This is a genomic window from Corynebacterium pseudodiphtheriticum DSM 44287, from assembly GCF_000688415.1.
GTDB classification, from domain to species: domain Bacteria; phylum Actinomycetota; class Actinomycetes; order Mycobacteriales; family Mycobacteriaceae; genus Corynebacterium; species Corynebacterium pseudodiphtheriticum.
This window is the reverse complement of sequence record NZ_JIAH01000005.1, coordinates 481,704-506,402: the sequence shown is the minus strand read 5'-3', so window position 1 is coordinate 506,402 and position 24,699 is coordinate 481,704. Positions and strand designations below refer to the sequence as shown.

Genomic DNA, 24,699 nt, shown 5'->3' with positions numbered 1-24,699 from the left:
CACTCGACATCCCCATTGGCACCGACAATCGCCTACGGCGAGACAAAGTCGACAACGACGGAAAAGTAACCCTTCGCTGGGCCGGCAACATGCGCAAACTCTACGTCGGAAGAAAACACCGCACCAAAGAAATCATGCTCATCTGCATCAACAACGACATCACCGCCATTAACCCCCACACAGGCGAAATCTGGGGCCGATACCACTTAGACAAAACCAAAAAATACCACCGCAACCAACTCGGTGAAATCTAGAAAACGAACCCCCAAAACGAAGAAAATCTCGAGACACCGAAATAGGAACGATGTCTCGAGACTTCGCATCGTGCGGCCTGAGGGGATCGAACCCCCGACCTACTGGGTGTAAACCAGTTGCTCTTCCAGCTGAGCTAAAGCCGCATCCCTCTGTGCGAGGTACTGGTATACCATAACATGATCATCATAAACTTTGGCAAATCGCCAGGTTAAGCGCCATTTTATGGGGTTATAGAACGTTATACTGCAGCGCCTTTGGACTTGGTATAGCCGCGGCCCACCAAGCACGAAGCCTGCCAATCACCGAAGCGATCAGCCTTCGTCTGCACCATTCCAGCCAGCTGGGCAGATTCAGAGATCACACCAGGTTCCACAGTGCCCGGCTTCTGTGCGCCAGGGGTCAGCAACCAGATGCAGCCGCCGTCGGCAAGCGGAGTGATCGAGTCCACCAAACCGTCGACAAGGTCCCCGTCTTCTTCCCGCCACCACAGCAGGACGACATCGCAAAGCTCATCGGTATCTGCATCCAACAGCTCCTCGCCAATTACGTCCTCAATGGCCTCAGAAATGCTGCTGTCGCAATCTTCGTCCCAACCAACTTCCTGCACCACCATGCCCTTTTCGATGCCAAGGCGCTGTGCAAGGTCCTGGGTGCGCTCCTCGCCACCCGGAGTGTCTACCACTGTGTTAATCCTTCCTGAGATTTCTCGGTTGTCTGGGTTTCCCCCGATCTTCTCGGCTACTGCCCGAAGACCGCTTCAAGCCACACCCTACAACGATTAGCGCTGAAAATGTGAGATACGCGTGGATATTGCGCCGTAATTACTTAGCGTTGTTCAACCATCGGTGGCGCCAGGTAGCATGTATACAACACCCGCGTGCTCTCGCAACGCGGACTGGAACGGTGTATCGACCAAAACTTGGCTGGTAACCCTCTCCAGGGCATACCCCAGTATTGGTGGCGCCCGCGCGCCGTACTGGTACACAACTGGTCAAGATATCTGTGCAAGGAGAACCACATGGCAGATCACTCTGATAATTCTGCAAACAGCAAAAACCCCGCGCAGGATTTCGGCAGCGACGAATCCAACCACCCACTCATCCGGGACGGCGTCGCCTCCTACCTGAACGACCAAGACCCGGAAGAGACCCGGGAATGGATGGACTCTCTCGACGGGCTGCTAGAAAACGCGTCTTCTGACCGTGCGCGCTACCTGATGCTGCGTCTGCTGGAGCGTGCCTCGGCAAAACGCGTACCGCTGCCGTCGCTGACTTCCACGGACTTCGTCAACACCATCCCCACCGACCAGGAACCAGAATTCCCGGGCGACGAAGAGATTGAGAAACGCTACCGCCGTTGGATGCGCTGGAACGCCGCCGTGATGGTGCACCGTGCGCAGCGCGAAGGCATCGGCGTCGGTGGGCACATTTCCACCTACGCTGGCGCCGCCCCACTCTATGAGGTGGGCTACAACCACTTCTTCAAAGGCAAAGACCACCCATCCGGTGGCGACCAGGTTTTCTTCCAAGGCCATGCCTCGCCAGGCATGTACGCCCGCGCCTTCCTGGAAGGCCGGTTGGATGAAGAAGACCTCGACGGCTTCCGCCAGGAAGTCTCCCGTGGCCCAAACAACGGCCTGCCTTCCTACCCACACCCAAAGGGCATGGACTGGTTCTGGGAATTCCCTACCGTATCCATGGGCCTGGGCCCAATGAACGCCATCTACCAGGCACGCTTCAACAAATACCTGGAAAACCGCGGCATCAAAGACACCTCCGACCAGCACGTCTGGGCCTTCCTAGGCGACGGCGAGATGGACGAAGCCGAATCCCGCGGCCTGGTGCACTTCGCTGCCCTGAACGGCCTGGACAACTTGACGTTCATCGTCAACTGCAACCTGCAGCGCCTCGACGGCCCAGTGCGCGGTAACTCGCAGATCATCCAAGAGCTCGAGTCCTTCTTCCTGGGCTCCGGCTGGGACGTGATCAAGATTGTATGGGGACGCGAATGGGACAAACTGTTCGCCGCCGACAAAGACGGTGCACTGGTCAACATCATGAACAGCACCGCCGACGGCGACTACCAGACCTTCAAGGCCAACGACGGCGCCTACGTGCGTGAGCACTTCTTCGGCCGCGACGAGCGCACCGCCAAGCTGGTTGAAGACATGAGCGACGACGAGATCTGGGCCCTGCGCCGCGGCGGCCACGACTACCGCAAGATCTACGCCGCATACAAGCGCGCCACCGAGAAGAAGGACGGCCGCCCAACCGCCATCCTGGCCCTGACCATCAAGGGCTACGGCCTGGGCCACAACTTCGAGGGCCGCAACGCGACCCACCAGATGAAGAAGATCGGCCTGGACGATCTGAAGCAGTTCCGCGACAAGCAAGGCATCCCGTTCACCGACGAGCAGCTGGAGAAGGATCCAGCCCTGCCACCGTACTACCACCCAGGCAAAGACTCCGACGAGATCAAGTACATGCTGGAGCGTCGGAAAGAACTCGGTGGCTACCTGCCGGAGCGTCGCACGAAGTATTCGCCAATCGAGGTACCACCGCTGGACAAACTGCGCAGCGTGCGCAAGGGTTCCGGCAAGAACCAGGTTGCCACCACCATGGCGCTGGTACGTACCTTCAAAGAACTCATGCGCGATAAAGAACTGGGCAAGCGCGTGGTTCCGATCATCCCAGATGAGGCCCGCACCTTCGGTATGGACTCCTGGTTCCCAACGCTGAAGATCTACAACCCACACGGCCAGAACTACGTGCCAGTGGACCACAACCTGATGCTGTCCTACACCGAAGCCAAAGACGGCCAGATGCTGCACGAAGGCATCAACGAGGCCGGCTCGGTGGCATCATTCACCGCAGCTGGTACTTCCTATGCCACCCATGGCGAGCCGATGATTCCGCTGTACATCTTCTACTCGATGTTCGGCTTCCAGCGCACCGGCGACGGTATCTGGGCAGCTGGCGACCAAATGGCCCGCGGCTTCCTGGTGGGCGCCACCGCAGGCCGCACCACTCTGACCGGTGAAGGCCTGCAGCACATGGACGGCCACTCGCCAATGTTGGCCGCCACCAACCCAGCTGTGGTTACCTACGATCCAGCCTTTGCCTACGAAATCGCGCACCTGGTGCACCGCGGCATCGACCGGATGTACGGCCCAGAAGGCGGCGAGGACGTCATCTACTACCTCACCGTCTACAACGAGCCAATGGATCAGCCTGCCGAGCCAGAAGATCTGGACGTGGAAGGCCTGCACCGTGGCATCTACCACTACAACACGGCAGAATCCGGCTCCATCCCAGCCAACATCTTGGCCTCCGGTGTGGGCATGGTCGAAGCCCTACGCGCACAGAAGATCCTGGCCGAAGAATTCGACGTCAAGGCGTCCGTATTCTCCGTGACCTCCTGGATCGAGTTGGCCCGCGAAGCTGCCGCACGCAACAAAGAAGCGCTGCAGCAGGGCAAGATCAACCCAGAAAAGCCATTCGTGACCAAGCAGTTGGAAGGCTTCGACGGCCCATTCGTTGGTGTTTCCGACTTCGGCACCGACCTGCAGAAGAAGCTACGTCCATACGTGCCGGGCACCTACACCGCACTGGGTGCAGACGGCTTCGGCTTCTCCGATACTCGCGAGGCTGCACGCCGCTACTTCAACATCGATGCCGAGTCCATCGTCGTCGCTACACTGCTGAACCTGGCCAAGGAAGGCACCGTGGACGAAGAGGTTGCCGAGAAGGCAGCCAAGAAGTTCCACTTGGATGATCCGACCAAGGCCTAAGCTGTTGAGGCCCAGGTTGTAGCTCCCCGGCTGGAGCTGGCTACCAGGCCTAAGTTGCTACGCCCCGGCTGGAGGCTTTCGCGTTATTCACCGCGTAGAGTCCTCTTTCCGGGGTTTTACTATGTACATCTCCGGGTACATCTCCGGCCAAGGTGCCAAGAGCTAAAACTGACTACCCCATCCGCGGGACAAACCCGACTGCCCAACCCGCGCGGGACTATGCCGAGAGTCCGCCTTGTCCCTGCCCATGAAACGCCGTTGCACCCCGTAATATAAAGCAACGTATTTTGCCCAGATAGCTTCACGAATTGGATTGGTGAGAATAATGTCGAGCCCATCGCCGCAGCAGCGCCAACAATTACAGGATGAACTCACCCGCGCGGTGGGCACGGGGCGCATCAACATCAAGCAATTCGATTATTTGATGGGCATCGTGTGGTCGTCAGAGTCGATGGCAGATTTGGATTTTATCCGGCGGGATTATCTGGGGCAGGGTCTACCACCGCGGCCTGCTCACGGAGCGTACCCGCCTGGCACACAACGGGAGCAACACGGACCACAGGACGGCCGGCAAAGTAACGCACAGGGCACACCCGGCATGCGGCGCCCCGGGCACTCACAGGGGGTTTCTCGCCCCACTGAGCCAGCACCGTATCATTCCGCACCGTATCGTCCCGGGCAGTTTTCTGCTCAGGCGCCAATGAAAACGACACTGGGAACCATCAGCCTGACGGGCCGGTGGACCGTTCCAGAACGACAAGAATTCATCGCCTCCGGCGGCACGATCCATATTGACCTCCGCCAGGCACGCGCTGATACGCCCGTCGTCGAGTTCCATATCAACGCGAAAATGTCGAGCGTACGCATCATCGCCCCACCCGGCGTTGCCGTGGACAACCGCATGCGGAACTTGGCTTCCACTGTTGAGATGGATAACACCATCCCTCACCCCAACGCCCCACGGGTGGTACTAACCGGGGCGATCTCCGGATGCAAGCTGAGCGTACTGCGCGTTCCGTTGCAGCCCTAAAACTCGTGGTATAAGCGTCGCAGCACGCCAGGCAGCGCAACTGTTCTAGACTGACAACATGGATCTCCCCGATAAACTCGACACCTTCGCCCGCCTGGTTCCCCTACTAGACGACGCCAGCGGGGCAGATACCGACGACATCACCAGGGATGCCACCCTCCGCGATCTGGCGATTGATTCTTTATCGATGATCGAGCTCGTCGTCAAGATTGAAGACGAATTCAAGGTGCGACTCGACGAAAACATCGTGCAGGACTGGAACACCGTCTCCGATGTCATTGCCTATATTGACGAGCACGGCGAAAAAGCAAACTAACAAACCAAATTTCGGCGCTAGCGAGCCAGCACTGGCGGCCCAGCCCTGAAGGGCGCCTTAAGGCCACGTCGATGGCCACCTTTATGACCGCCTTGATGGCTACTTTGCAGGAGGCACGCCCACGGTAATAGGGCACTCGACCGCGACTTCCCCATCGCAGCGAGCCCCCTACGCCAGCGCGCACCAGTCGCTCACTAAGCGAGCATCGTCTTCCCCAACGTGCCCACCCTCGCTTGCGCCACAAACGATTCAACTACCCCACCAATCACACCAGCAACCCTCAAGCTGCCATTGAACCCCCCGTTTTCTGAAGTGCTGCTTGAAGGTTTTTCCATCGGCGCAGTTCAGAAACTTACATCACTGTAATCCCACTAGTTAACATTCACACCTGACGTGGGTAGTCAGCTTTGGGGAACTTTCAGGCTGGTATCTGACCAGAACATAACGTAGGCTACGGTTTCATGAAATCATCCTTCCGCGCTCTCGGCGCCGCTGTCGCTGCCGGCACCCTCGGCGGCCTGCTGGCTCTCACTGCCCCTGTCAGTCATGCACAATCGACAACGGACCCGCTGGTGCAGATCTCCTCCGCCATCGCTGGGCAACCCACCGAAACGCGGACGATTGATGTCAACGGCACCCCACGCCACTTCATCGTGGATCTGCCCGCCAATTACGACCCGAACCGCGCCTACCCAGTGGTTCTTGGTTACTCCGGCGCCTGGGATACGGCAGACGCCTTCCGCGGGCATTCCTTTTTAAACAAAGCCGTGGGCAGTGATGCCATCGTCGCCTACCCGCAAGGCGTCACCGATAAGCTCAAGGGCAAACCAGCCTGGGGCGGGCCACACTACGCCGCGCAAAGTGTCGAGGATGACGCCGCTTTTGCCCGTGCACTCGTCGCTGATCTAGCCGGGAAGTACAACGTGGATACCAACCGCATCTACGCCACCGGGCTTTCCAACGGCGGCGGTGCAGCACTCAGTCTGGCGTGTCATGCACCAGATCTTGTCGCCGGAGTGGCCAGCTCTGCCGGCGCCTACTACGACGCAACAGTCTCTAATTGCGTGCCCGACGCCGCCGTGCCAACACTGATCATGCACCACAAAGACGATCACGTCATCAACATCAACGGTGGCGCCAATGATCACGGCGGCCACTACAAAGCCGCACGCCAAGTTTTCGATGAATTCGCCACCCGCAATGGTTGCGCACCAGGCGGCAACGTCAACAACTGGATCGTTGGTGCCCACACCGTTTCCGGCAGCAACTGCCGCGCTGCAACGGAATTCGCCACCGTTGTCAGCCCGCAGGTGAACAACGGCCATACCTGGTTCAAGGCCGTACCATCAGCCAACCTGCTGGTGTGGGAGTTCTTTAAAAACCAGGCCTAGCACCGGTTTCTAGCACCCGGTTCTGCCCCCTGCTCCTAGCCTCTGCCGCTAGCCGCCCAAACCTCCCCGGGAAGCTAGCCCTGCAGCTCCTGCCAGATCGCGTCGTTCGTTTCCGCCCACAACGGCTTGGCCCACTCGCCGAAGTCTTTGTCGGTGAGAGCGAGCAACGCGATTTTTTCATCTGGCAGCAACCAGATATAAGAGCCATTCATGCCAAAGTGCCCAACTGCATTGTCCGGCAACTCCGAGCCCATCCAGTGCGGATCCTTCGTGCCATGAATTTCAAAGCCCAGCCCCCACAAGCATGGTTTCTGCATCCCGTAGCCGGGAACAAGTCCACGCAAGTCCGCAAATTGCGGTGTCAGCATCTCTTTTACCGTCGATGGGTCCAGCAAACTCGGGGCCAGCACTTCCTGGGCAAATCGGGCCAGGTCAGCCGCGGTAGTTTCCAATGCGTAACCAGACGACCCCTTCAGCACAGTGTTGTTCATGCCTAACGGTTCGAACAGCCCTAACTTGAGGTATTCGGCAAAATCCATGCCGGTTTCTTCCTCGAGCTTTTCCTGCAGCACCTCGAATCCCGCCGACGAATAAATGCGGCGGTCCTCCGGGGCACGATCCGGGTTTGCTGCATCTTTCCCGATCCCACTGGCATGTGCGAGCAAGTGCCGCACGGTCGAACCCTCTGGGCCCACCGGCGTATCCCACTCAAACACGCCTTCTTCGACCGCCATGGCAAAGCCATACGCGGCCACCGGTTTAGTCACCGATGCCACAGCAAAAACGTGCTCGTCGTCGCCCAGTGTGTGGGCGAGTTCGCCGTCCCGAATCAGCGCGGCAGCCACATTATCAACCGGCCAGTCAGCGATTTTTTCGAAAGATGTCAGTGGTTCCTGGTTAGTCATGCTCACCAGTGTAAACCTCAGCAGAAGATCCAGCGGGCGGCGATTACATTACGCAGCATGCGCCGCGCACTAGCGGTGCTTGAACTCCGGATCACGCTTGTTGGCGAAGGCATCCATTCCTTCTTTCTGATCTTCCGAAGCAAAAGCAGAATGGAACAAACGCCGCTCCTGCAGCAGCCCCTGACGCAAAGTGGTTTCATATGCTGCATCAACAGCTTCTGTCACCATCGTTGTTGCCACCAGCGACTTATTCGCAATGGTCTCGGCAACCGACACGGCTTCGTCGACAAGCTTGTCTGCCTCGACCACGCGGGCAACCAAACCAGCACGCTCGGCCTCTTCTGCCTCCATCATGCGGCCAGTCAGGCACATTTCCATTGCCTTTGCCTTGCCGACGGCGCGGGTTAACCGTTGCGTACCACCCATGCCTGGCAGGACTCCCAGGTTGATTTCTGGCTGGCCAAATTTTGCCTTGTCCCCGGCGATAATGAAATCGCACATCATGGCCAGCTCGCAGCCACCGCCCAACGCATAACCATTCACGGCCGCGATCAACGGTGTGCGTATTTGCGTCAGCTGCTCCCATTCGGAAAACCAATCCGACATGTACATTTCAGTGGCAGATTTATTTGCCATTTCTTTGATATCAGCGCCGGCTGCGAAGGCTTTCTCGGATCCGGTGAGCACAATGCAACCGATGCCGTCGTCGCCGTCAAACTTTTGTGCTGCGGAAATGACCTCGAGCATGAGCTGCTGATTCAAAGCGTTTAATGCTTTGGGGCGATCCAGCGTAATGATGCCTACTCGGCCGCGGGTCTCCGTCTGAATAGTTTCAAAATCGTTCTGTGCAGCCGAATCGTTCTGTGCAGTGATGCCGTTGTTTGTAGCCATGAGGATCTCCTCCTTGTGAAACGTGGTCATATATGTAACTAGCTGGTTTCCGTCGCAATATGGATCTCGCCATGCAGTGTCTTGTGCACTGGGCATTTCTCGGAAATCGCGGTCAGCTTTTCCTGTTGCTCATTGCTCAGCGCAGGGTCGAAATGCAGCACGCGGGTGAACGTCGTCACGCCCTGCTTATCGCGCTCGTGGGTCACGGTGACTTTAGTATCACCCATGTCCCACTTCTTGCGGCGCGCATACATGCCCATCGTCATCGCGGTGCACGTAGCCAGCGACGCTTGCAGCATGTCATACGGGTTCGGGCCAGTGTCCTTAGCCCCGGGCACACTCTTCGGCTCGTCTGCGATCCAGCGATGATTTCCGGCGCGAAGCTCGGTGGCGAAATCACCATCACCGGTAAGTCGCGCTTCAACAACGCCTTCCTTGGTATAGCTGTAGCGCTCATCGGCGCAGTCGTCGCGGTCCACATCCGGGGTATCCGGCAAATATGGCCGAGCCCAACCAGCCAACATCTGCGCGGCGTGCTGTGCCTGCTTGTCCTTGTTGAGCAAGTGATCCACGCCGTCCAGCATGATAAACGACTTCACGGTGCGTGCCGCACGATAAATCCCCTGCGCATTGTGAATATCCACCAACTCATCTGCGTTCGAATGCATGACCAGCAATGGCACATCAATCGCCGCAATGCGCTCTTTTTGATCAAATCCGCGCAGGTCGTCGACAAGCCCTTGCCCCACGCAGACAGTCTTGCCACCAATTTTCACCGAAGCCGAGCCATCTTCAGCGATATCGTCCAATGCACCAGCAAACAAACCTGTGACATGCTCCGGGTCATACGGCGCGGCGATGGTGACCACCGCACGCAACGAATCAATATCGGCAGCCGCAGCCAACGCTGCCGCACCACCGAGCGAATGACCAATCAGCAATTGTGGGGCTTGATAATGCTCCTCCAACCACTCCGCGGCCGCCACCACATCCTGGGCGTCGCCAGAAAACGTGGAATCTTCGAAATTGCCTTCGGAATGCCCCAGGCCCGCGAAATCAATCCGCAACACCGCGATATCTTCCTGCACCAACTGCTTAGCGATGCGCGACATCGCCGGGGAATCCTTTGAGCAGGTAAAACAATGCGCCAACAAGGCATACGCACTCGGGTTGGCTGGGCTTTCCAACCGCGCCGCCAACTGGATACCACTGTGGCCTGCAATGGTGAAGTTTTCGCTAGTAGTCATGGCCACCAGAATACGACGTTTTGGTGGCCGCAGCCGCCAGCAATGCGGCTGGCAGCCTGGTTGGCAATGCGGCTAGGAACCTGGCTGGCAATCCGGCTGGCAAAGCAACGATAATTTCAGTATCCGCGGCAACGTGCTTGCCCCATCTGAGACTTTCAGCACCCTTGAGCTACTTTCGGCTCCTCGGCTATCCCATCCCGCTAATCTGATGCCATGCAATCAGAACTCGGCCTGACCCTAATGGGTCTGCTTATTGTAGGCACTACCGTCGGCATTTTGATCCGCGGCAAGACCCACCCGTTAATCCCAATGACGCTGGTACCAGTCATCGGTGCGTTTATCACCGGATTTGGGCTGGAAGACCTCTCGACGTTCTTCGAAGAGGGCCTGGGTTCCGTGATGAAGGTCGTCGTGATGTTCATCTTCGCGATCATCTTCTTCGGCATCCTGCAAGACGTCGGGCTGTTCACCCCGATCATTCGCACGCTGATCAAAACCACGCGCGGAAACGTCGTGGCAGTAGCCGTCGGCACGGGCTTGATTGGTGTGGTTGCACACCTGGACGGTTCAGGCTCGACGACGTTTTTGCTCACGATCCCCGCGCTGCTGCCGCTCTACCAGGCGCTGCATATGTCGCGGTATGTGCTGCTGACCATCGTCGCGCTGGCAGCTTCCGTGATGAACATGGTGCCATGGGGCGGGCCGCTGGGGCGCGCGGGTGCGGTGATCTCACAAGACACGAACACCGTGTGGATGCACCTGATCCCAATGCAGGGTCTGGCGTTGTTGTTCGTGGTGACGATCGCTTTTGCGCTGGGTGTGCGCGAAAAGCGCCGGATTAACGCGCTGCAGGCTGCTGGTGAGCTTCCTGTAACTGACAACATTGACGTGCACGCCATTGCCGACGAATTTGAGCAGAAACAACGCGAAAAACAGCTCGAACAAGGCTACAAATTCCGCTCCGGCACCATGCCGACGGTACTGAATGTGCTGGTTGTGTTGGCAGCCCTGGTGGTGTTGCTGGCTGGGCTGTTGCCTCCTGCACCGACGTTCCTGATTGCTGCCACGCTAGCGTTGATCATCAACTTCACCTCGCAGGCGGAGCAAGCAGACGCACTGAAGCGGCACGCACCAAACGCGCTGTCGATGGCCGGAATCATTATCGCCGCCGCAATGTTCCTGGGCGTGCTGAACGAAACCGGCATGCTGGAAGCCATCGCGCTTTCTCTGATTAACGTGCTGCCAGAAGCCGCCGGGCCGTACCTGCATGTCGCCGTCGGCATGCTGGGTGTGCCACTGGATCTGTTGACCTCGACTGATGCGTATTACTTCTCTGTGCTGCCAATCGTGCAAGAAACCGTCGCCGTCTACGATATTTCCGGCCTGGGTGCTGCCAGCGCGCTAATTCTGGGCAATGTGATTGGTACGTTCGTCTCGCCGTTCTCCCCGGCTCTGTGGCTGGCACTCGGCCTGGCAAACGCGCAGATGGGCCGCTACCTGAAGCTGGCCTTCCCGATCGCGTGGGTGTTCTCCGTAATTATCGTGGGCATTGCCTTTGCCACGGGATTGCTGGCGTAGGGGTGCGAGGATGAAACGGCTAATAATAACTCTCGCAGCTGCCTCATTCACACTTGCAGCGTGCAGCAATGGTACTGCGGAAACAGAATCATCTTCGACGTCGCAAACAACCAGATCAGCCACTAGCACAACCTCGACCGTGACGTCGTCAAGCAGCACAACGACGGCCTCGGAAACCAGCACAAACGCCACACCGAAAGCATCACTTTCTAGTTCCGCAACACCGCCGGAACCATCTCAAAAAGCTCCCCAAAGCTCTGTACCAGTCCAGCAACCGGCCCAACCAGTTGCTCCAGCAGAGCCTGTTGTCGTCGAATGTTTAGAAGGCACCCCAGGGCCTGCATTAATGTCAGATGGCTCGACCCAGTATTCCGACTGGTGCTTTCACCAAAATGGTGGGCCAGAGTACATCAAGGAAGAATCTCGGTCGTGTGTTGGTCCACCAGAGCTTTGCAACGTCGCACCTGATGGAACACGGTACGACGGGTTAGACCCAGTGACAGGTGAACCGCTGCAATAAATTTCAGCGGTGATGCCCTCGGCTTCGCTTTTGTCCAAACACCTCACGCCCCCGCCCAAACGCGGCGCGGACACGAACTCCCGCCGCGCACCCAAACCGCTGCCGCCGATTGCCCGCAAAACTTCGGCATCAGCAGGGCTGCCCAATTCATCGCTGCCAAGGTTGCCCCAATCCACAATCCCAGGCATTGCAGAGTTGCTGCCGCGATAACTAGTCAGAACTACTATGGGGCGAATGAACGGAATCGACGTACTCCTTGACTTCGCAGCCCGCCCGAAAGACGTGCTCACCGCGCTACCCAGCCTTAATGCCGAGCAGCTCAACCAGCATCCCGAGGGGCACCCCAATTCCATCGCCTGGTTGCTCTGGCACACCGGCCGCGAGATTGATGTACAGCTGTCGACCCTTACCGGCGACGACGAGTTGTGGCATTCCAGCCAGTGGCGGGCTGCCCTGTCGCTTGGCGACGTAGGCGACAGCCTGGGTTACGGTCATTCTGCCGACGATGCCGCACAGATCCAGCTCCATGATGCTGCAGACTTCGACCATCTGCGCAGCTACGTCGCCGCAACGCTCGATGCCTTAGCCGCCTACTGCGGCAGCCTCGCTGATAATGATCTCAGTGACATCATCACCGAATATGAAGGCCAACCGATCAGCCGCGGCACCCGCTTAGTTTCAATTATCGACGACGCCACCGCACACCTAGCGCAAGCCACTTATGTCGCCGGGATGTCGGGATAGCAACCGTCGACCTACTTTGGGCAGCTTTTATTCATCGGCGCCGATCAGCTTGCGGATAAAGTCCCCGAAACCAGGCGCCGTAAAAGACATCATGCCCCATCCTGTACTTTCTACTAAGCCTTTATCCATCAAACTCTGACGCTGCATGCTTAGCGCTGACGATGGTTTCCCAAGTTCTTGGGCAATACTCCCTCGCCTCACCGGCTCATCCCCATACTGCGCCATAGCAGCCATGATCTCCTGCTCGGACTCACTGGCTTTCATCCAGCGTGATCGATAAAATTGCTGCAATCGATTGTGGAATATAGATTTTGCCTGCACTAACACCTCAGGAGAAATCACTCCACCTGGTTCTGGAAGGCCGGCAGCTTCCCACGAACACTCCCCGATTAATTGCAAAAAATATGGGTAGCCAGCGGCAGTATTAGCAGCATCCAACAATGCCGATGGCGTCCACTTCACCCCCATTTTCTCAGCGGGCCGACGCAGAACTTCCGCTGAGCTAGCCTCATCCAAATTGGAGAGATTAATATAATTAAACCGTTCGCCAAAGCTCGCATATTCAGTGATCACATCTTGGCTGTGGCTAAGACCAGACATTAAACAAAACAGTGGCAATTCCGAACCTTCTGATTGCAGATGTTGCCAGGTATAAGCCAATGCACGGATGCTCGGGCCGTCGGCAAGCTGAATCTCGTCGACAAAAATGCCAAGTCCGGCACTTTTCTCGGTTCCTTGTAAGTCCTTACCCACCGCTACGAGAATGTCCTGCAATTGCCTACCAAGCGAATGCGAAGAAGGCCCCATATTTGCAGTTTTAAGCTCACTCGAGCCAGGACCAGAGACACTCACTCCGGCAATACTAACTTTGATGTTTTTAATCATGTCCCACAATGCAGTGCTAACTTGTCGCGCATGATTGTTCAAGAGCTTTTCAATACCTGACACCAATTCGTCAATTACGACACCGTCACCTGCTGTTACCCACACAGTTTCAAAGCTTTGGCTTTGGGCTGCAGATTGAATTGATCGCAGTAAAGATGTTTTCCCGACCCCGCGAGGACCAACGTAAATCTGCAGTTCTTCCGCAAGTTTATTGCTACTGACAGATGTCAGCATCATCTGAGCACGGCGAAGCTGCTGCTCGCGCCCAACAAGATCACGAGCAATTGAACTTGGGGTATATGGACTTTCCTGCATGCCCCCACTTTATACTTATTTATAAATTGCCTGAAAGTATAAAGAAGTATAAGGTCGCCCCATTCCACCTCACCCTTCCCGGCACTGCATAAAAGTCGGAATCCCCAGCGCACACCGGTCTATACTTGGCCAGCATGGGTGATGCAGTTAATTCCGAGTCCTATACGCCGCGCCAGCGCACGCGCTACCGCCAACGTTTGATCGACGATCTCGAGGTCTTCGACCGCCATTTGCAACAGGCCGAATTCATCGATCAGGGCACCATCGGGTTGGAACTCGAGCTCAACCTCGTCGACAAGAATATGCAGCCAAAGACATGTAACGGCGACGTGTTGGCTGCGCTTGACGACGAATACCAGTCGGAAATCGGCGCCTATAACGTGGAGATGAACCACCCTCCGCTATCGATTTCTGGCACCGGCCTGCAAGAACTGGAAGACGGGCTGAACCAGCGGCTCAACACTGTGCGCATGGCCGCGAACAAAGCTGGTGCGGAAGTCGCGATGATCGGCACCCTACCCAGCGTAACCACGGAGTTTCTGGAAGATCCAGCCTGGATGACCTCGGAGAACCGTTACAAAGCGCTGTCGAATTCTGTGTTGGAATCACGTGGCGAGCTCGTCCATATTGAGCTGGAAGGCCAGGAAAAATACCGGCACGGCTTCGAAGATATCGCCCCAGAATCCACTTGCACGTCGATCCAACTACACCTGCAGGTTTCCCCGAACCATTTCGCGGCCGCGTGGAATGCCTCGCAAGCCATCGCGGGTGTGCAAACCGCGCTGAGCGCGAATTCCCCGCTTTTCGCCGGGCACAAACTCTGGCATGAATCCCGCGTCCCAGTATTCCAGCAATCCATCGATACCCGTACCCCAGAATTGGTGACGCAAGGTGTGCGCCCGCGCGTGTGGTTCGGTGAGCGATGGATCACCAGCGCTTTCGATCTGTTTGAAGAAAACGTGCGCTACTTCTCTCCACTGTTGCCCGAAGATCGCGTGGAATCCGGCACTCCGATTGTCACCGATGGCAAGCCTGGTTTGCACTACCTGAATATGCAAAACGGCACGATTTGGCGCTGGAACCGCCCAATTTATGATCCGAACACCGAGTTGTCCCATATCCGCGTGGAAAACCGCTTGTTGCCCGCCGGCCCCACCGTGGCGGATATCGTCGCCGATGCTGCTTTTTACTACGGCCTGGTGAACTTCCTCGTCGGCCAGACACGACCAGTGTGGTCACGGTTGTCTTTCGACAACGCGGCGAACAACTTCTTCGCGGGAGCCCGCGATGGCATCCACGCAAACATGACCTGGCCGACACTGGGAACTATCCCCGTCGCCGAATTGGTGACCGAGCACTTGTTGGAGCAAGCCGAGCAGGGCTTGGAGCAACTCGAGGTGAACCCGGCATTGATTCAGAAGCATCTGGGGATCATCGAAGGGCGCGCACGGAACCGACAGAATGGTGCGACCTGGCAGCTAGCAGCACTCGACAACGCGACCGCTGCCCTTAGGGCCGAGGCTGGTCACGACGCTAATGCTCGCGATGTTTCTGCCGCCGTTTCCACGGCCGATGCTACGGTCAATGCGACTACCGATGCGCCTGCCAAGGATCATGACGGCCCGGATAGCACGCTGCGTCGGCAAGCCATCGCACGCATGCTCAGCGCTTATATCGACAATCAGAAATCCGGCGAGCCGGTGCACACCTGGTCCACCAATATCAGCTAAACGTAACTTTAGCTTTACTTTCTAGGGTATTCTGTTCGAGTTCCTGGCAATTAATTGAAAGGCCTTACGTTGACCACCCCTGGACAATTTTCTACCCAGCGACCTGGTAATGGTTCTCGCATCAAAATGACTCTTGCCTGGGTTTCCGTTGGACTCGGAATCCTGTTTTTTATCACCTCACCTACGTACGGCGGGTTTGCGGGCTTCTTCGCAGCCATCTTAATTGGACTGGCAATCGCAATCCCCGGGGCCTGGTTCTTGTTGCATGAACGTCGAGATCGCTCAAACCCGTCCTCAGCACTTAATCGGCATTGGAAGATCGTCACCCCTGTATCCGTTCTCTTATTTGTACTGGGATTGATTCTGTTTCCGTCAACTGAAGAATCAAAGCAACCAGAAAACAAGCCTGCTACTACAACTAGTTCATCGAGTACCCCGACGGAATCCTCTACTAGAAAATCAACGACCACAACTTCCGCAAGTTCCACGACTCGGAAAACTACAAAGTCTTCCACCAAGTCTTCTAGCACGAAGACAAGCACCACTGGTGGTTCTCATGTACCTGAAAAATATGTCGACGAGCCAAGCCCAATACTCCCTTCGGAGCCAGCAGAGCAACAACAGCATATTGAACCGGCACCGGCACCAGCACCTGCGGAAGCGCCAGCTCCAGCGCCTGCACCAGCACCAGCTCCAGCCGAAGCGCCAGCTCCAGCACCGAGCGCCTTTTACCCTAACTGCGCTGCAGCACGTGCAGCTGGCGCTGCCCCACTGTACCGAGGAAATCCAGGCTATAGCACCAAGTTGGACCGCGACGGTGACGGAGTAGCCTGCGAATAAGAACCTTAACTTTTGGGAATACCCTGCTTGCTACCGAGCAATAGACTGCTCAACTCTCGCCCAGGAAATCTGGGCGAAAATGAGAAAAACCGGCGGTACCTGAATCAAAACAGATACCGCCGGCATGTCCACCATGTTGTGACTCCTAGTGTCAACTAGGACGCAACTGATGCCATACTGTGGGGCCAGCGGGGCTCGAACCCGCGACCAATGGATTATGAGTCCACTGCTCTAACCGACTGAGCTATAGCCCCTTCCAGTTCCCGCACATCACGGCCCGAGGACTCTACCGCAAAATCTCTGCGGTGGAGCAGCCGAGCCGAAGTACCGAAACTATCGTTTAAGTATAACGGCAAATTAATCGCCGTCTACCACTACCCCAGCAAAGCGTTGAAAACCTCGCTTGAGCTTGGGTGAGTGTAAATTCCACCACCGACGGTGCTTGCTGGAATCTCAGCAGACATCGCCAGCGCCAGCGTGTTAATCAGCTCCTGGGCATCGACGCACAGCAAGGTTGCTCCCACGATGCGGTCGGTTTCGCGCTCAACCAAAATCTTCGCGCGCCCTTCAGGTTTACCCAGGATCTTTGGGCGCGGCATGATCGGAATATCCTTGATATCCGCTGCCTTGACGTCCAGAGTGTTGCCGCGTGCTTCGACTTCCTCGCGGGCAGCATCTTCACCCAAACCAACCGTCGCCAAGGGCGGGTCGATGAACGTCGTCGTCGGCACCACACGGTTGTCCGTCGTACGGGAGCCATCGCCCCAACGGTCCGACAGAATTACGCGGTGATCATCAAACGACACGTAGGTAAATTGCGGCCCACCATTGACGTCACCCGCGGCGTAGATGCCTTCGACGTTGGTGCGCAGGTGCTTGTCGACGGCTACTGCCCCGCGCTCAGTGAGCTCGATGCCTGCCTTATCCAGACCGAGGTCTTTCGTCGCTGGTTTCCGCCCGACGGCGACCAGTACCTGCGCGGTATCCGCGGTTTGTTCGTTGCCGTCACCGTCTTTCCACACAGTAGTGACAGCATCGGCGCCGCTTTCGCGGAATTCAGTGACCTGGGCTCCCGTGATCCAAGTAATGCCCAAGTTGTCCATGATCGTGCCGACGTGTTCTGCAATGTCGCGATCAAAGTTGGCAAATGGCTTGTCGACGGTATCGACCACGGTCACTTTCGTGCCGAACTTGGCGAAGTAGGTTGCGAATTCCATGCCGATAGGGCCGCCGCCAACGATCAGCAGGGAGTCTGGGCGTTCGTCCAACCGCTGTGCCTGGGTGGAGTCGATGACGCGCTCCAGGTCGGCGCCTGGCAACGGCAAGACGACGGGCTCAGCGCCGGTGTTGATGATGACCGTCTCTCCGGTGATTTCCATGCGCTCTTCGCCGCCGGTGACTTCCACGGTCTTTTCGCTAATGAAGCTAGCGTGACCGTCGACGACAATGACGCCTTTGCCTTCCGCGAGGTCCAGGTTCACCTGGTTCATCTTCGACGTCAGCGTTCCGCGACGCTGGATGGCTTCCGAAAAAGCCGTGGAATCATCAGTGGTGGGTTTGGCGTGGTGACGTTCTGCGTCGGTGAGCAGGGCTTTCGTCGGCACGCAGCCAATGTTGATGCAGGTTCCGCCGTACATGGCGCTGGATTGCTCAACGAGCGCCACGCGGTCACCTGATGCGGCTCGTTTCATAGCGATGGTTTTACCGGCTTTGCCGAAACCAATAACCAGAACGTCGACCTTCATGTTTTCAGTCATTCGTTGTTAGGCCTTTCTTCGTTCATTCGGTAAATCTGTCCGATTAGCGCCGATTGCCTTCAATCGGCACCAATCGGTGTTACTACCCTCCGCAACGACAAGGAATCCCAGATAATTCCCGCCTGGCAGGTTACAGTCATCACAATAGATAAGAACGCTACAGATAAGAAGGCTACAAACTCGGCCAAAAAACGCCTATGCGCTGGCGATTTGCACTACACCAAATACACTTATATAGTTAATCATCGTTGCGCCGGAAGGCACAGGCCGAAAGGTTCAGAGCAAATCAGAACCAAAGGTCAAGCCAGAAGACGTAGAAAATAATCCTCCATAGCTCAGTTGGCAGAGCATTCGACTGTTAATCGAAGGGTCACTGGTTCGAGCCCAGTTGGAGGAGCAATATTTCAGCCCCGCGGGTCAGTAAATGCACTGACTTGCGGGGCTTTTCCGTGCCTGAATCCGACTAGGCTTATGCGAGGGCGGGATATACGGGATATGTGACAAATGGGCTGTGCCACAAAAGTGCGGGGTTAAGTAGCAAAAGTGTGTCCGGGATTGTTGCCCGGTGTCGGGATCTAGATATTTTGTGTCTTTTTTACAAATAGTGAACGAAAACGGCCTCTTTCAGCGGGCCTATTTGTAAAAAAGACACAATAGACATGCCTCCCGGCGACATGATTCCCGCGCACGACGATCCCCGGCGACATGACTCCCGCGGGAAATGATTGCTGGCGATGGGCCCCCTCGCCACCACGACATAAGAAAACCGCCCGGCACGCTATGCGCGCATCGGGCGGTTTCGCTGGGTTCCCAAAAGAACCAATTAGTGAATGCCCTGCATAGTCACAAAAGCTATGCAGAAGCCGAGGTGACCTATTTAACGGTCAACGTTAAGAATCAAACCGTTCTGGTCGATGTCGATGTCGATGCCACCAGATTCAACTTCCCAGTAGCCGTCGTTGTCCCACTTAACCTTGGCTTGACCATTGTGGGCGCGCTGCAGAACCTGAGCTACTTCGTCCTTAGTCAGACGCTCTTCGGTCAGGTCACGCTCTGCTTCACCGGTGTAGCCAGTGATATCGGTAGGCAGGTTGTTGGTGGCAGCGCCGCCACCCGCCTGGCCAGCTCCGGCACCGGCACCGGCGTTGTTGCCAGCGTTAGCGCCAGCACCTTCAGTTACGGTGACAGTTTCCTGGCCACTGTTTTGGTTGTTCTGGTTATTCTGTTGTGCTGGTGCTGCGGTTTCAGTGACGGTCACTGGGGCACCATTGCCACCATTGCTGCAGGCTGCCAGGGTCAGGCCCAGAGCGGCGGTGGCTGCCGCGATGGAAACGCGGCGGAAAGTATTCGATTTCATGTCTTCAACCCTTCTTGTGAGTCTTGTGAGTTTTCCCAGCGTTTGCTGGGGAGGCGGTGTCTAACCTCTGAGAACTCCAGCTCGACACGTTTAGTGAGTATACCTATAGTGACACGTCAACAAGGTGCCTAAACCCCAAAATGTGGGGCACATATCACAGCAAGCTACCTAGTGACGGTGGTTACGCTTGCCTTAAAATTACTAGGTAACGCTCAAAAAACTAGGATTTTGGGCACACGAACCAGAAAATCTGATTTAACTAGTGTGCACAAGAAAACCCCTTATTCGCACCACCACGCCGCGGTAGAATCCCGTCACCCCCGCACCAGCTAAAGCCACCGAAACAACTAGGTTGAAACAACCAGACCAAGCCAGTAAACCTAAACAGCTAGACCGAACCAACTAGGCCGCGCCAACCAAAGAAACAACCAGACCAAGTCAGTAGACCTAAACTAGTAAGCTGAGGCAGGTAGGCTAGAGCACAGTTCATTGCACGCCCCTGCGCGAGCACGTGCACAACAAACGCGAGGAAAAGGGAAACGTTTCACCATGATTCAGTTCGTCGTCGGTGCCACCGCGGGATACGTCTTCGGCACGAAGGCGGGCCGAAAGCGGTTCCACCAAATCAAAGGCGCCTACGAAAAGGCGATCAACTCCCCAGTCACCCAATCCGTGGCTCGTTCAACCCGCAAGGCCATCGCCAACAAGCTGGACCCGGAACCACGCATGCGCGAGGTCAAAGACTTACGCGCCGGCAAAAATGGCAAGCGCAACGATGCTGAGTACGACGGCCGCGCAGCAGCAGACCGTATCTACGAACACGACGAAGACTAGCGCACCGACGAGGGATAGCGAGCGCCGACGAAGACTAGTGCCAGCCACAAAGACTAGCGCGAGCGCGACGGCGACTAACTAGCAGCCCACTACCCCGGGACGCGCGCAACCCGCAAGTAGCTAGCTACCGGAAAGCCCGAGCAATCAGGTCCCGGCGCGCCTGCTCCAAGGCCACCAAATCGGCAAACAACGAGTGATAGGTCTGCTCATCATCACTCGGACGCATGCGTTGTAACTGTGCTTTCAACTGCGCGATCTGATCGCCTACCCGAGCTTCCTGCAACCGGGATAAAACCATGTCAACGTAGGCTTGCAGTCCCGCACTTGCATAGCGAATTTCTTCCACCGCCAATTCTGAGACCAGCGAACGCCCCACCAGATCCGCCATGTGCTCAGCGACCGCAGCGATCCAGTCGACGCCGTCGCTGGCATTAGCTACTCCCCCGGCTTGGTAAATCGCGGCACGCACCGCGCGGTAAGCCTCGTTGCTGAAGACATCTTCACCCAAGCCGTCGAAGTACTCGCCGACGTGCTGCGGGTACTGCAGCGCCAGTTTCAGCGATTCCCGCTGCGGCCACAAGTAAGTATCCCGCGGGTTCGGCGCGACGATGCCGGGCTTGTCCTGCCGGGCATCACGCTGGCTGTCATTATCAAACCGACGCGCACGTTTCACCGTTTCCTGCGGGTTCTGCGCCTTCGCCGCCTCCTTGCGCACCTGCGCGACGACCTCATCCGGGCTATCCCAGCCGACCCACCCGGACAAGCGCCGCGCGTATTCCATCTGCAGCGGTTTGTCACGAATACCAGCAACCACCGGCACGGTGCGTCGTAAAGCCTGAAGGCGCCCTTCAGCAGTATCCAGCTTGTGGCTGGCCAGGATGGACTGAATCACGAACTCAAACATCGGGATCCGGTCAGCCACCAGATCCCGCACCGCGGCGTCGCCGCGTTCCAAGCGCAGGTCGCACGGGTCCATCCCCGGCGGAGCAATAGCTACGAAAGACTGTCCCGAAAATTTCTGTTCGCCGGAAAATGCGCGCAACGCAGCCTTCTGCCCAGCCTCGTCACCGTCGAAGGTATAAATCAGCTCACCGCTGAAATAGTTATCGTCCAGCATCAATCGGCGGATCACCTGCAAGTGATCCTGGCCAAAAGCGGTACCGCAGGCAGCGATCGCGGTTTTCACCCCCGCGGCATGCATCGCCATGACGTCCGTGTAGCCTTCCACGACCACCGCCTGATGCCCAGCAGCGATATGCTTTTTCGCCATGTCCAGGCCAAACAACACTTTGGATTTGTGATACAGCATGGTATCCGGGGTGTTCATGTACTTGCCCGACTTGTCGTCGTCGAAAAGCTTGCGGGCGCCAAAACCAATCACGTTGCCGGCGATATCTTTGATCGGCCACAACAGCCGACGGTGGAAACGGTCAATCGGGCCGCGCTTGCCCATCTTCGACAGGCCTGCCTTGTCTAGCTCATCAAACTCGAAGCCCTTGCGCAGCAAATGCTTGGTCATTGTGTCCCAACCTGCCGGGGCATAACCGATTTCAAACTCGTAGATCTGCTCGCGGGAAAACCCGCGGTCCAGCAAAAATTCCCGCCCAGTGCGCGCTTGCTCGGTTTCGAGCTGCTCACGATAAAACTCGTGCGCCACACGATTGGCCTGGATCAGGCGCTGGCGGGTGCCAGGTTTTTCCCGCCGACCACCAGTGGTTCCGCCCTGATACGTGATGTGATAACCGATCTTTTCCGCGACGGCTTCCACAGCCTCCGGGAATGTCAGCTGTTCCATTTCCATCAGGAAGCTGAAAACATCGCCACCTTTGCCGGAGGAAAAGCAGTGATAATAGCCGCGCTGCGGACGCACATGAAACGACGGCGTCTTTTCGTCTTTAAACGGCGACAGCCCCTTGAGTGAATCGTGCCCCGCGTTTTTTAGTTGTACGTACTCGCCGACGATCTCGTCGATAGCTGCACGTTCGCGGATTGCCTGAATATCACTATCGGGGATCCGTCCTTGAGCCATGCCCAAAGACTACCTTTTCCGGGCGCGACAGCGTAGCTGGCCACCAGGATTGGGCCGAATGCTCGAGGATACTGGCCATCAAGAGTGGGCCTACTGCTCGCGGATAGCCGGGCAGCACGCTAGTGCTAGTGCAAAAACCCGGATAGCTGCGCGGCCTGCTGGGCCAAGCGTTCCAACCGCGATTCCGTCATCGAGGCAATCTGGTCAATGATCACGCGCTGCCGCTGCGCTGAGTTCTCTGCTTGCCGCCACCACAGCCCAAACATCGGGTCTAACGACCCCGGCGCGCCAGCCACCAAATAGTCGTAAACGTTATAGACCCGCTCGCGCTGCCGGTCTTGTCGCGCTAAGTGCGAGGGCTCATCCATCACGTACAGAACAGCCAGGGTTTTCAATAACTTCACCTCGGCGGCTGCCTGTCGCGGAACCAGCAGTTCACCCTGGTAACGCCCTAGTTCGCCCTTGCCGACGAGCTCCGCGTTGTGCTCCCGGCTCGCCGCAATAGTCGCGCCAACGTACCTGCCTACTAGCTCGGAAGTCATGGCTTTCAGCTGTACGTACCCGTGCAGGCTCGGGGTGAAATCTACTGCGGCATTGATGATCGGCAATTCGCGTAGCGCACCGGCGGCGTCGAGAAGTTCTTCGGCATCCCCGCCGAAAGCCTTGGCTCCCTTTTCGGACAACGCGGCCAACTCCACCAGGTCCCACAGCACCGCCAGGTTCACGCGCCCAGCGACCACGCCGTCTTCGACATCGTGCACGGAATAAGCAATATCGTCCGACCAGTCCATGGTTTGCGCTTCCATCGTGGGCCGCGCCTGGCCGCTACGGTGGTTTCCCGCCGGATCATGGGCGCGGATCCAATCGAGCACGTCGGCTTGTTCGTCATAGCAGCCATATTTTCGGTTGGTGCTGCCATCCGCATTGGTCTTGGTACGTGGATATTTACACGCCGCATCAAGTGCCGCCCGGGTCAGGTTCAGCCCGCGGCTTGTGCCAGCGTCGTCCAGAATCTTCGGTTCCAACAGCGTCAGAATCCGCAAGGTTTGCGCATTGCCTTCGAAGCCGCCGCATTCGTCGGCAAGCTCGTTGAGCGCGGTCTCACCATTGTGACCATACGGCGGGTGGCCGATATCGTGGATGAGCCCTGCCATCTCGCACAAATCCGGGTTCAGGCCCAGGCCTTCGCCGATGCCACGGGAAATCTGCGCAACCTCCAGGGAATGTGTCAGGCGAGTGCGCGGAGTATCCCCATCGCGTGGGCCCACCACCTGGGTTTTATCCGCTAACCGACGCAGCGCAGCCGAGTGCAGCGCGCGGGCACGATCACGGGAAAACTCGTCACGCTGTTCTGCGTTTTCTACGCTCGCCGGATCCAGCAAACTACCGGTGCTGGTGGTAGTAGCCGTCGACAAGTGCGATTGTTTCGCCTGTTCTGCATAACGACGCTGCGTATCTGCGACGCCGTAGCGGTAGACCTTCCCGGCTGCTGTCACTGGCTACTCTCCTGCCCGTTTTCTCCGCATTGCTGTTGCACCTGCACCCGCGCCTGCTCATGCTCATGCTCATGCTCGTGCTGTGCACGCAAATACTCATGGCGCATGCGCCGCGAGGGCCACACCAGCGCCTGCGCTTTCCGCAGCACACTTTCTAGCCTAACCGCCGCCGATGCTCCCGCCAGCACATGCACATCCGCCACGGTCAACCCGCCGATCTCGTGTAACAACGATTTCCACCAAGCCAAGCTCGGAAATTGGCAAGGTGAATACGGTGTGGGAAAAGCCTGCGGTAACACACCAAAACGCCGCGCGATTTTTTCCGCCCTCGCGCTATGGTTCGGATCAGTCACCAGCAACACATCACGGCCCCGCAGCTCCGGGTAGCGGTGGAACGTCGCCGCCAGGCTCGCTGCAGTATCCGAGCCCACACCAATGCCTTCCGCCCAGACAATCCCACGTGCCTGCAAATATTTTGCACCAACCGCAGCCTCAGTTTCGGTATCGCCCGGCAGCGCGCCGCCCACGCAGAACACCTGAGCGTCGGGGAAAATACGCGCAGCAAACACCGCTTGTTCCAGACGCGCTGCGAATTGCCGCGACGGGGTTCCGTTGTACTGCGCAGTGCCTAAAACCACGATGGCCTCGGGATCGTAGACCGGCAGGTAACGGCGCCGATAGGCCACGGTGAGCACCCGGCTGGCCTGTACAACCGCCCCTAGCAACGACGTACCCGCCAGCGCAGCCAGGCCCCTCCGTGCAATTTTTAGTGAATTCACGCCCTCTAGT

General features: G+C 57.3%; 21 protein-coding genes, 3 tRNA genes and 1 pseudogene. 11 read left to right on the top strand and 14 right to left on the bottom strand.

What is annotated here, in order from left to right; all coding sequences use genetic code 11:
• A pseudogene (locus O146_RS12810) lies at positions 1-254 on the top strand (IS481 family transposase); the annotation flags it as partial.
• A 71-nt stretch (positions 255-325) separates the two neighbouring features.
• Here O146_RS12810 and O146_RS0103030 read toward each other — a convergent pair.
• A tRNA-Val gene (locus O146_RS0103030) sits at positions 326-398 on the bottom strand.
• Positions 399-493: 95 nt separating this feature from the next.
• Positions 494-937 (bottom strand): DUF3052 domain-containing protein, encoded by a 444-nt coding sequence (locus O146_RS0103025; protein WP_018120400.1) that lies wholly within the window; start codon positions 935-937, stop codon positions 494-496.
• 336 nt (positions 938-1,273) lie between these two features.
• On the opposite strand from O146_RS0103025, the gene aceE reads away from it, so the two are divergent.
• From aceE to O146_RS10905, 4 genes are all read left to right on the top strand, one after another.
• Positions 1,274-4,045, top strand: a complete 2,772-nt coding sequence (gene aceE / locus O146_RS0103020) for a pyruvate dehydrogenase (acetyl-transferring), homodimeric type (protein ID WP_027017618.1) — start codon at positions 1,274-1,276, stop codon at positions 4,043-4,045.
• 325 nt (positions 4,046-4,370) lie between these two features.
• Complete coding sequence (locus O146_RS0103015) at positions 4,371-5,075, top strand: hypothetical protein (protein WP_027017617.1); 705 nt, start codon at positions 4,371-4,373, stop codon at positions 5,073-5,075.
• Positions 5,076-5,133: 58 nt separating this feature from the next.
• Complete coding sequence (locus tag O146_RS0103010) at positions 5,134-5,391, top strand: acyl carrier protein (RefSeq protein WP_027017616.1); 258 nt, start codon at positions 5,134-5,136, stop codon at positions 5,389-5,391.
• Between the two features lie 461 nt (positions 5,392-5,852).
• Positions 5,853-6,782 carry a CE1 family esterase gene (locus O146_RS10905; RefSeq protein WP_051619215.1) on the top strand — a complete coding sequence of 310 codons (930 nt, stop codon included), beginning with the start codon at positions 5,853-5,855 and terminating at the stop codon, positions 6,780-6,782.
• Positions 6,783-6,856: 74 nt separating this feature from the next.
• Here O146_RS10905 and O146_RS0103000 read toward each other — a convergent pair whose 3' ends face one another.
• From O146_RS0103000 to O146_RS0102990, 3 genes are all read right to left on the bottom strand, one after another.
• The gene (locus O146_RS0103000; protein ID WP_021352385.1) at positions 6,857-7,687 is read right to left on the bottom strand and encodes a serine hydrolase domain-containing protein; all 831 of its coding nucleotides are present in this window, start codon (positions 7,685-7,687) and stop codon (positions 6,857-6,859) included.
• Between the two features lie 69 nt (positions 7,688-7,756).
• Entirely contained in the window at positions 7,757-8,578 is an 822-nt protein-coding gene (locus O146_RS0102995; RefSeq protein WP_174232174.1) for an enoyl-CoA hydratase, read from the bottom strand.
• Positions 8,579-8,616: 38 nt separating this feature from the next.
• A complete protein-coding gene (locus tag O146_RS0102990) occupies positions 8,617-9,825 on the bottom strand; it encodes a bifunctional alpha/beta hydrolase/OsmC family protein (RefSeq protein WP_027017615.1) in 1,209 nt (402 codons plus the stop codon).
• Positions 9,826-10,038: 213 nt separating this feature from the next.
• Between O146_RS0102990 and O146_RS0102985 the strand changes: the two genes are divergently transcribed.
• Complete coding sequence (locus O146_RS0102985) at positions 10,039-11,403, top strand: CitMHS family transporter (protein WP_027017614.1); 1,365 nt, start codon at positions 10,039-10,041, stop codon at positions 11,401-11,403.
• Between the two features lie 384 nt (positions 11,404-11,787).
• On the opposite strand, the gene O146_RS0102975 is transcribed toward O146_RS0102985, so the two are convergent.
• Positions 11,788-12,111, bottom strand: a complete 324-nt coding sequence (locus O146_RS0102975; protein WP_023019132.1) for a hypothetical protein — start codon at positions 12,109-12,111, stop codon at positions 11,788-11,790.
• Positions 12,112-12,157: 46 nt separating this feature from the next.
• Here O146_RS0102975 and O146_RS0102970 point away from each other — a divergent pair, with 46 nt between their 5' ends.
• Positions 12,158-12,667: a DinB family protein gene (locus tag O146_RS0102970; RefSeq protein ID WP_023019131.1), complete on the top strand. Its 510-nt coding sequence runs from the start codon at positions 12,158-12,160 to the stop codon at positions 12,665-12,667.
• Positions 12,668-12,694: 27 nt separating this feature from the next.
• On the opposite strand, the gene O146_RS0102965 is transcribed toward O146_RS0102970, so the two are convergent.
• A complete protein-coding gene (locus tag O146_RS0102965; protein ID WP_023019130.1) occupies positions 12,695-13,867 on the bottom strand; it encodes an AAA family ATPase in 1,173 nt (390 codons plus the stop codon).
• Positions 13,868-14,001: 134 nt separating this feature from the next.
• Here O146_RS0102965 and O146_RS0102960 point away from each other — a divergent pair, with 134 nt between their 5' ends.
• Positions 14,002-15,597, top strand: a complete 1,596-nt coding sequence (locus O146_RS0102960; RefSeq protein ID WP_023019129.1) for a glutamate-cysteine ligase family protein — start codon at positions 14,002-14,004, stop codon at positions 15,595-15,597.
• A gap of 523 nt (positions 15,598-16,120) precedes the next feature.
• Here the strand turns inward: O146_RS0102960 and O146_RS12970 are convergent.
• Entirely contained in the window at positions 16,121-16,315 is a 195-nt protein-coding gene (locus tag O146_RS12970) for a hypothetical protein (RefSeq protein WP_023019127.1), read from the bottom strand.
• Between O146_RS12970 and O146_RS12965 the strand changes: the two genes are divergently transcribed.
• The gene (locus tag O146_RS12965; protein WP_232218039.1) at positions 16,225-16,437 is read left to right on the top strand and encodes an excalibur calcium-binding domain-containing protein; all 213 of its coding nucleotides are present in this window, start codon (positions 16,225-16,227) and stop codon (positions 16,435-16,437) included. The two genes, O146_RS12970 and O146_RS12965, sit on opposite strands and share 91 nt — an antisense overlap.
• Positions 16,438-16,617: 180 nt before the next feature.
• Here the strand turns inward: O146_RS12965 and O146_RS0102940 are convergent.
• Both O146_RS0102940 and O146_RS0102935 read right to left on the bottom strand, forming a co-directional pair.
• Positions 16,618-16,691, bottom strand: a tRNA-Ile gene (locus O146_RS0102940).
• Between the two features lie 120 nt (positions 16,692-16,811).
• Positions 16,812-18,194 carry a dihydrolipoyl dehydrogenase family protein gene (locus tag O146_RS0102935; RefSeq protein WP_023019125.1) on the bottom strand — a complete coding sequence of 461 codons (1,383 nt, stop codon included), beginning with the start codon at positions 18,192-18,194 and terminating at the stop codon, positions 16,812-16,814.
• Positions 18,195-18,518: 324 nt separating this feature from the next.
• On the opposite strand from O146_RS0102935, the gene O146_RS0102930 reads away from it, so the two are divergent.
• A tRNA-Asn gene (locus O146_RS0102930) sits at positions 18,519-18,591 on the top strand.
• 480 nt (positions 18,592-19,071) lie between these two features.
• Here the strand turns inward: O146_RS0102930 and O146_RS0102925 are convergent.
• Positions 19,072-19,551 carry a hypothetical protein gene (locus O146_RS0102925; RefSeq protein WP_023019124.1) on the bottom strand — a complete coding sequence of 160 codons (480 nt, stop codon included), beginning with the start codon at positions 19,549-19,551 and terminating at the stop codon, positions 19,072-19,074.
• 549 nt (positions 19,552-20,100) lie between these two features.
• Here O146_RS0102925 and O146_RS0102920 point away from each other — a divergent pair.
• The gene (locus O146_RS0102920) at positions 20,101-20,385 is read left to right on the top strand and encodes a hypothetical protein (protein WP_023019123.1); all 285 of its coding nucleotides are present in this window, start codon (positions 20,101-20,103) and stop codon (positions 20,383-20,385) included.
• Between the two features lie 124 nt (positions 20,386-20,509).
• Here the strand turns inward: O146_RS0102920 and dnaG are convergent, their stop codons facing one another.
• The 3 genes from dnaG to O146_RS10900 form a co-directional block, all read right to left on the bottom strand.
• Positions 20,510-22,414 (bottom strand): DNA primase, encoded by a 1,905-nt coding sequence (dnaG, locus tag O146_RS0102915; protein WP_027017612.1) that lies wholly within the window; start codon positions 22,412-22,414, stop codon positions 20,510-20,512.
• Between the two features lie 125 nt (positions 22,415-22,539).
• Positions 22,540-23,910, bottom strand: coding sequence for a deoxyguanosinetriphosphate triphosphohydrolase (locus tag O146_RS0102910; protein ID WP_023019122.1), 1,371 nt, complete (start codon positions 23,908-23,910; stop codon positions 22,540-22,542).
• Positions 23,907-24,689 carry a YdcF family protein gene (locus tag O146_RS10900; RefSeq protein WP_051619214.1) on the bottom strand — a complete coding sequence of 261 codons (783 nt, stop codon included), beginning with the start codon at positions 24,687-24,689 and terminating at the stop codon, positions 23,907-23,909. The genes O146_RS0102910 and O146_RS10900 overlap by 4 nt, the downstream gene beginning before the upstream one ends.
• Positions 24,690-24,699 lie beyond the last annotated feature (10 nt).